Origin of the sequence: Streptomyces turgidiscabies Car8, from assembly GCF_000331005.1 — a bacterium.
Lineage (GTDB): Bacteria > Actinomycetota > Actinomycetes > Streptomycetales > Streptomycetaceae > Streptomyces > Streptomyces turgidiscabies.
In genome coordinates, this window is sequence record NZ_AEJB01000536.1 from 1 (window position 1) to 6,321 (window position 6,321).

Genomic DNA, 6,321 nt, shown 5'->3' on the forward strand with positions numbered 1-6,321 from the left:
GGCAACCGGTTCCCGTCCGGAGGCTAGCAGCGGACGGATACCGACGGGAGCCGCCGAACGTGACCCCGGAGGCCGAATCTCTCACCGCGCCGCGCACACCGCACCGCGTACGCGGTCACCGCAACGTGTCGGCGATCGACGTGATCGCCTCGGGCCCCACCCGGCAGCACCCGCCGATCAGCCGCGCCCCCGCGTCCCGCCAGCCCGTCACCTGGCCCGCCGCGAAGGTGGAACTGCCGGTCCAGGCACGGGCGTCGGCGTCCCAGACCTCGCCGCTGTTCGGATAGACCACGACCGGCTTCCCGGTCACGCGGGCCGCCAACTCCACGGCGCCGTCGACGTCTTCGGGCACACTGCAGTTCACCCCGACGGCCACGACCTCGTCCGCCTCACCGGCCAGCGCGAACGCCTCCTCCAGCGGCTGCCCGGCCCGGGTCCGGTCCCCGGCCACGCTGTACGACAGCCAGACCGGCACCCCGAGCCCGCGCACCGCGCGCAGCAGGGCGTCGGCCTCGTCGAGGTCGGGGACCGTCTCCAGGGCCAGTACATCGGGCCCGGCGGCGGCCAGCACCTCCACCCGCGGCCGGTGGAACGCCTCCAGCTCCCGCACGCTGAGCCCGTACCGGCCCCGGTACTCGGACCCGTCCGCGAGCATCGCCCCGTACGGCCCCACGGAGGCCGCCACCCACAACGGCCGCCGCGTCTCGGTCCGGCGCGCTGCCTCGCGGGCGAGCTCCACACTGAGCCCGAGCAGTCCGGCGGTCCGCTCCCGGTCGATGCCCCGCTTGGCGAAGCCCTCGAAGGTGGCCTGGTAGCTGGAGGTGATCGCGACGTCCGCGCCCGCCTCGAAGTAGGCGAGGTGCGCGTCGACGATCGCCTCGGGCTGCTCGACGAGCAGCCGCGCCGACCACAGCTCGTCACTCAGGTCGTGCCCGGCGGACCCCAACTGGTTGGACATGCCGCCGTCGAGGACGAGGGGGGCGCCGGTGGCCAGAGCGGCGGAGAAGGAGGGGCGGGAGGCTGCTTCGCTGATCTCACTGGTCTCGCTGGTCATGCCCTTGACGCTAGTCGACCGTGGACCCGACGGCCGCATGTGTCCAGTACGTGAACAGATGGACCACAATGTGGGACGGCGCGCTACGATCGCGCCCTCCCCGTCTTTCTCCCCGCCCGTTCCTCCCCGCTGACCGGAAGTGTCATGACTGCTCCCAGCACCACCGACGCCGACGAGCCCGAGCTGACTCCGACCGAGACGGCCGCGACCACCGGCACGGCACCCCGCCGCCGCACCTTCGGCCTGGCCGCCGCCACCGCGCTCGTCATGGGCAACATCATCGGCGGCGGCATCTTCGTCCTGCCCGCCACGGTCGCCCCGTACGGCTCGGTCAGCCTGCTCGCCTTCCTGGTCCTGTCCATAGGCGCGGTGCTGCTCGCCCTTCTCTTCGGCAAGCTGGCCCGCCGCAGCCCGGTCACCGGCGGCCTGTACGTGTACCCGCGCGACGCGTTCGGCCCCTTCGCCGGCTTCCTGTCGGCATGGTCGTACTGGACGATGACCTGGGTCAGCATCGCCGCCCTGGCGGTCGCGGTGGTCGGCTACGTCGACGTACTGATCCCCCTCCACGACAGTCACGCCCTGGGCGCGCTGGTCGCGATTCTGGCCCTCTGGCTGCCGGCCGCCGCGAACTTCGCCGGCACCCGCTGGGTCGGGGGCGTACAGATCGTGTCGACGATCCTCAAGTTCGTGCCGCTGCTGGTGGTCGCCACGGTCGGCCTGTTCTTCGTCGACACGGACAACTTCGGCGCGTTCAACGCCTCGGGCGACAGCGTCCCCGGGGCCCTGGCGGCCTCCGCCGCGCTTCTCCTCTACAGCTTCCTCGGCGTCGAGTCGGCGGCGGTCAGCGCGGGCGAGGTGGAGAACCCGGAGCGCAACGTGGGGCGCGCGAGCGTCCTGGGCACGCTCGGCTCGGCCCTCGTCTACATCCTCGGTACGGTCGCCGTCTTCGGCCTGGTCCCGCACGACAGGCTGGTGAACTCCGGCGCCCCCTTCGCCGACGCCGTGAACGTGATCACCGGCGGCAGCTGGGGCGGCACGGCGATCGCGCTGGTGGCCGTGGCGTCGATCGTCGGCTGCCTGAACGGCTGGATCCTGCTCGCCGCTCAGATGCCGTACGCGGCGGCCCGCGACGGTCTCTTCCCGGCCCCGTTCGCGAAGGTCGGCAAGGGCGGGGTGCCCGGCTTCGGCGTCTGGGCGTGCGCGATCCTCGGCACGGTCCTCATCGCCTTCAACTACACGGCGGGCCCGGACACCACCTTCCGCGTCCTGGTCCTGATCACGACGTTCACGGGCTGCGTCCCGTACCTCCTCTCGGCGGCGGCCCAGCTGTACTGGCTGGCCAGAGGCACACGCGACCGCGTCCGCCCGGCCGGCCTGGTCCGCGACCTGATCGTGGCCGCCCTGTCGTTCGCGTTCTCGTTCTGGCTGATCGCGGGCGCGGGTTACGCGGCGGTGTACCAGGGGGTGCTGTTCCTGTTCGCGGGCATCCCGGTGTACGTGTGGATGCGGGGGCGGCAGGTGACGGAGGCCAGCGAGGACCTGGCCGACGCAGAGGCCACCGCGTAGCCGACCGCGCCTCCACCCCTGGTGGTAGTCCGACGACCACTCTGGTCGCAGGCGCGGATCAACCCGTCGGTTGACGAGACGGAACGGTGCTTCCGGCTAGTTTTCCGGCTGAGCACCGAACCACATGACCGCACACGGGGGATCACCATGCGCACCACGTACGACAGCTGGAAGGCCTGCGCCGTAGGAGCCGCGGCTCTCACCGCGCTCCTCTCCGTCACCGCCTGCGACTCGAAGGGCACGGACAACGGCGCGGGCACCACCCCGTCCGTCCCGGCCGCTACTGCCCCCCTGTCCGCCTCACCGAGCACGACCGCCTCCACCCGGCCCAGCACCACCGGCGGCGAGGCGACCACCATCAGCACGTCCACCCCTGCGGCTGTCACGGCTGGTGCCGCCGTCACAGCCACCTGCGGCGAAGCGAACATCTCGATCGCCACGACGCTCTACGCACATGACTCGGCCAGGCACCTCCTCCTCACGGCCACCAACACCGGCGGCAAGAAGTGCGCTCTCTACCGTTACCCGGTCGTCCGCTTCGACGAAGGCGGGGTGGATCAGGTGGGCCCGATGGAGTCCGAGATGAAGACAGTCACGATCGGGCCCGGCGAGAAGGCGTACGCGGGCATGCTCCTCTTCAGGGAGGGACTGCCGACCGAGGCGGTGGAGAGGGTGACCGTCAGCCTCCAGGGCCGCGTCTCCAACGCCGACCCGGACAGCGCGCCGATCAAGGCCCCGCTGCCCGCCGAGGCCACCTTCCTGAACATCGACGACAACCCCCTGGTCTCGTACTGGAACGCCAGCCGGCAGAAGGCCGAGAAGTACATGTTCGGGGCCGCCGGCGGTAACTGACCATGACCGCGGGGCCGCATGGTCACCGTTGTCGGGCGGGGGTCGTGAGCGTCACGGCAGGATCGTCGGTGAACGGTTCCTCCGCCGCCTTGCGCCGGGGTTCGCGCATGTGCAGGGTGTCGAACGCTCCCGCACCGTGACAGGTGAGCGTGATGGTCGGACTCTCGGTGTGCCTCGCCCAGTCCAGTCTGGGGTGCCGCCCGGGGGGCCGCGCGAACTGGCGGCGAAGCGTCAACTCCATCGTCACGGACCTCGGTCGGGGGAAGTGCGGGGGACAGGACGGCATCGGTATCGCCACGCCGTGTCCGTCCGGTGCCGGCACGAGCTGTTCTCCGCCGCTGGTCACCACGACCGTGACGCCGACGATGATCAGCAGCAGTCCGGGGATCGTCGCGATCGCGATGCTCTGGTCCATGAACCACCAGGCGGCGAGCGCGGCCACGGGGGTCTCCAGCAGGAGCAGAACACTCATCGTCGTCGCCGACGTTCTGCCGAGGACGAAGTTCAGCGAGCCGAGCCCCAGGATCTGCGGAAGGAGCAGCGGCCCGAGCAGCGACAGTTGGACGGACCTGTCGAAGCCGGTCAGTGGGATGACCGGCTCAGCCGCGCGAGGGCCGGGTCCCGGGCCGGTTCAATGCGGCCTGCTACCGGCCGGTCCGCGGCATCCGGATGATCGCGATCCCGTCCTCCAGGTCCACCGTCGTCCGGTGCGGAGGCGCCCCGTCCTCCTCGTCGTCCCGCAGGATGAGGGCCGACCGGCGCTCCTTGAGTTCGTTCTGCTTTCCGGGCGAGAAGGTCGCATGGAGCTGCTCGAACCCGGTGGCCGATATCTGGCCCTGGCGAGCGCTGTTCCGCCAGGGGAGCACCCCGGCCCGGCCCGCCCGCAGCAGCAGCTGATCCGCGAAGGCCAGGACGGTCAGCAGGACGACGAGGCCGGGCAAGGTCATGGCGAAGGCGAATTCCATGCCCCAAGTATCCGGAGCGGAGGGCGGTCCCGACAGGTTCCGCCCGTCCCGAATCGGCCTCGACCGGTCAGAAGCCCCCGAGTCAGCCCTGCGCCGCGTGCCGTCCGCCCCGCCGACGCCCGTTCCCGCGCGCCCGGACCTTCCGGGTCGCCGGAATCATCAGCCCCGCCAGCAGGCCCACCGCCATCGCGTACGGCCAGAAGCCGAGCCCCGAACTGGACGCGGCCAGACCCGAGTCGGTGCTCGCGTCGGCCGCCGCGACCGAGCCCGACCCCGCTGCGGAACCCGAGCGCGCTCCTGAGGTCGCCGCCGGAGACGCACCCTTCGCGACCGCCTTCAGGACCACGTCGTTGCCGTCGCCGCCCCGATAGCTGATCCGGTACGTCGTGCCACCGAGCTTGAGCGCGGTGCCCTCCTTCAGCCCGCTGAACGCACCGGTCGTCTTCTCGCGTCCCGCGTGGTTCAGCACCGTGATCGTGCGGGCGGGGTTCGACGCCGCGCCCAGCGACGACAGATCCAGGCTCCCCGCCAGCCGCACCGCCCCGCCGACTTTCAACGGACGGCCCCGCAGGACGAGTTGGCCCTTGGTGCCCTGTGTATAGGCTCCCGTGACGGTCAGCCCGCTCGCCATCACCCCGTCGTTGGTCACCGAGCCCGTCACCGTTCCCGAACCGGTGAGCAGGGCCCCCACGCGCAGCCCCGCCGGGCCCGTGTCCAGCCGCGCGCTCGCCGTGGTCAGCCGAATGACCTTGCTGCGTCCGAGAGTTGCTCCGCCCCTGAGTGCCAGCGTGCCCTTCGTGACCGTCGTGGCGCCGGTGTACGTCACTCCGCTGCCCGTCAACGTCGTCGTCGCCGCGCCCGCCTGGGTGAACGAGCCGTCGCCGCTGATCCGCGACAGCACCAGCGCCCGGCTCGTGTTGCGTACCACCAGCGAGCCGTTGTTCACGACCTTGTAGAGCGAGCCCTTCGTGTACAGACCGCCGTCGCCGCCCGGCTTTCCGCTGCCCAGACGCAGTACCGCGCCCTTCTCGACCGTCGTCGACCCGTCGTAGTACTGGACGGCCGCGAACGTGACGTCGTTGCCGCGCGTCCCCCTGATGACGATGTCCCCGGCGCCGGGCGCGGACAGCGTGTCGTGGAACCGGCCGCCGCCTATCGGGGCACCCAGCGTCACCGGGCCGTCGTAGTCGAACGTCAGGAGTGAACGCGACCTGGCTGCAAGGAGGTTGATGTACACCGTCTCAGCCGTACCCGGCATGAAGATCTTGTTCGTCGTGCCGTCGCCCCACTGGACGTTCGCACCCTTGATGTTGGTGCCGCGCTTGTTGACGTTCTTGCGGGCGGGCGTCCAGTTGAGGCCGGGGTCGCTGAGCGAGGGGTTGGTGTCGCCGCCCTGGTCCGACCAGCTGTACTGCCCGGTGAGGACCACCTTCGAGCCGGGGCGGGACTGGACGTTGATGTCGCTGCCGTACTCGCGCTGGTAGAAGTCCATGCCCATGGTGACCATCTGGCCGAGCGGGGTGTCGACCGTCCAGGTGCCCTGGTTGAGGACCTTGCGCACGCGGGGGAGCGACGTCGCGAACTCCGGGCGTCCCGCGTTGACCTGGGTGCCGTTGTCGATCACTCCGGAGAAGGAGTGGATGCCCGAGAGGTCCCAGGTGCCCCAGAGGAACCGGGGTTGTGTCACCAGTCCGGCGCCGCTGATCGTGCCCAGGTTGTACGCGCTCTTCAGTGACAGGCGCAGGGTGCCGTCCACCCGGATGTTGTCCTGGTTGAGGCGGAACGCCGGGGTGTTGTAGGGGAAGTGGCCGATCAGGCCCGCCGTTCCGCCGTTGCCGTACTGGAGAGTGGCTCCCCGCTCGACCGTCACCGCCGGTGCGTCGG

Annotated in this window: 6 protein-coding genes; 2 read left to right on the forward strand and 4 right to left on the reverse strand. The window is 70.9% G+C overall.

The window, feature by feature from the left end; genetic code table 11:
• Nucleotides 1–115 precede the first annotated feature (115 nt).
• Nucleotides 116–1,054, reverse strand: coding sequence for a homocysteine S-methyltransferase (gene mmuM / locus STRTUCAR8_RS39130; RefSeq protein ID WP_006381904.1), 939 nt, complete (start codon nucleotides 1,052–1,054; stop codon nucleotides 116–118).
• 144 nt (nucleotides 1,055–1,198) lie between these two features.
• Here mmuM and STRTUCAR8_RS39135 point away from each other — a divergent pair, with 144 nt between their 5' ends.
• Nucleotides 1,199–2,620, forward strand: coding sequence for an amino acid permease (locus STRTUCAR8_RS39135; RefSeq protein ID WP_006381900.1), 1,422 nt, complete (start codon nucleotides 1,199–1,201; stop codon nucleotides 2,618–2,620).
• A gap of 147 nt (nucleotides 2,621–2,767) precedes the next feature.
• Nucleotides 2,768–3,472: a DUF4232 domain-containing protein gene (locus tag STRTUCAR8_RS48545; RefSeq protein WP_006381899.1), complete on the forward strand. Its 705-nt coding sequence runs from the start codon at nucleotides 2,768–2,770 to the stop codon at nucleotides 3,470–3,472.
• Between the two features lie 22 nt (nucleotides 3,473–3,494).
• On the opposite strand, the gene STRTUCAR8_RS39145 is transcribed toward STRTUCAR8_RS48545, so the two are convergent.
• The 3 genes from STRTUCAR8_RS39145 to STRTUCAR8_RS39155 all read right to left on the reverse strand — a co-directional run.
• Complete coding sequence (locus STRTUCAR8_RS39145; RefSeq protein ID WP_044473654.1) at nucleotides 3,495–3,944, reverse strand: hypothetical protein; 450 nt, start codon at nucleotides 3,942–3,944, stop codon at nucleotides 3,495–3,497.
• 172 nt (nucleotides 3,945–4,116) lie between these two features.
• Nucleotides 4,117–4,437: a DUF6191 domain-containing protein gene (locus STRTUCAR8_RS39150; protein WP_006381902.1), complete on the reverse strand. Its 321-nt coding sequence runs from the start codon at nucleotides 4,435–4,437 to the stop codon at nucleotides 4,117–4,119.
• A gap of 82 nt (nucleotides 4,438–4,519) precedes the next feature.
• Nucleotides 4,520–6,321, reverse strand: a 1,802-nt coding sequence (locus STRTUCAR8_RS39155) for a hypothetical protein (RefSeq protein WP_044473656.1), incomplete at its 5' end; no start/stop codon positions are given.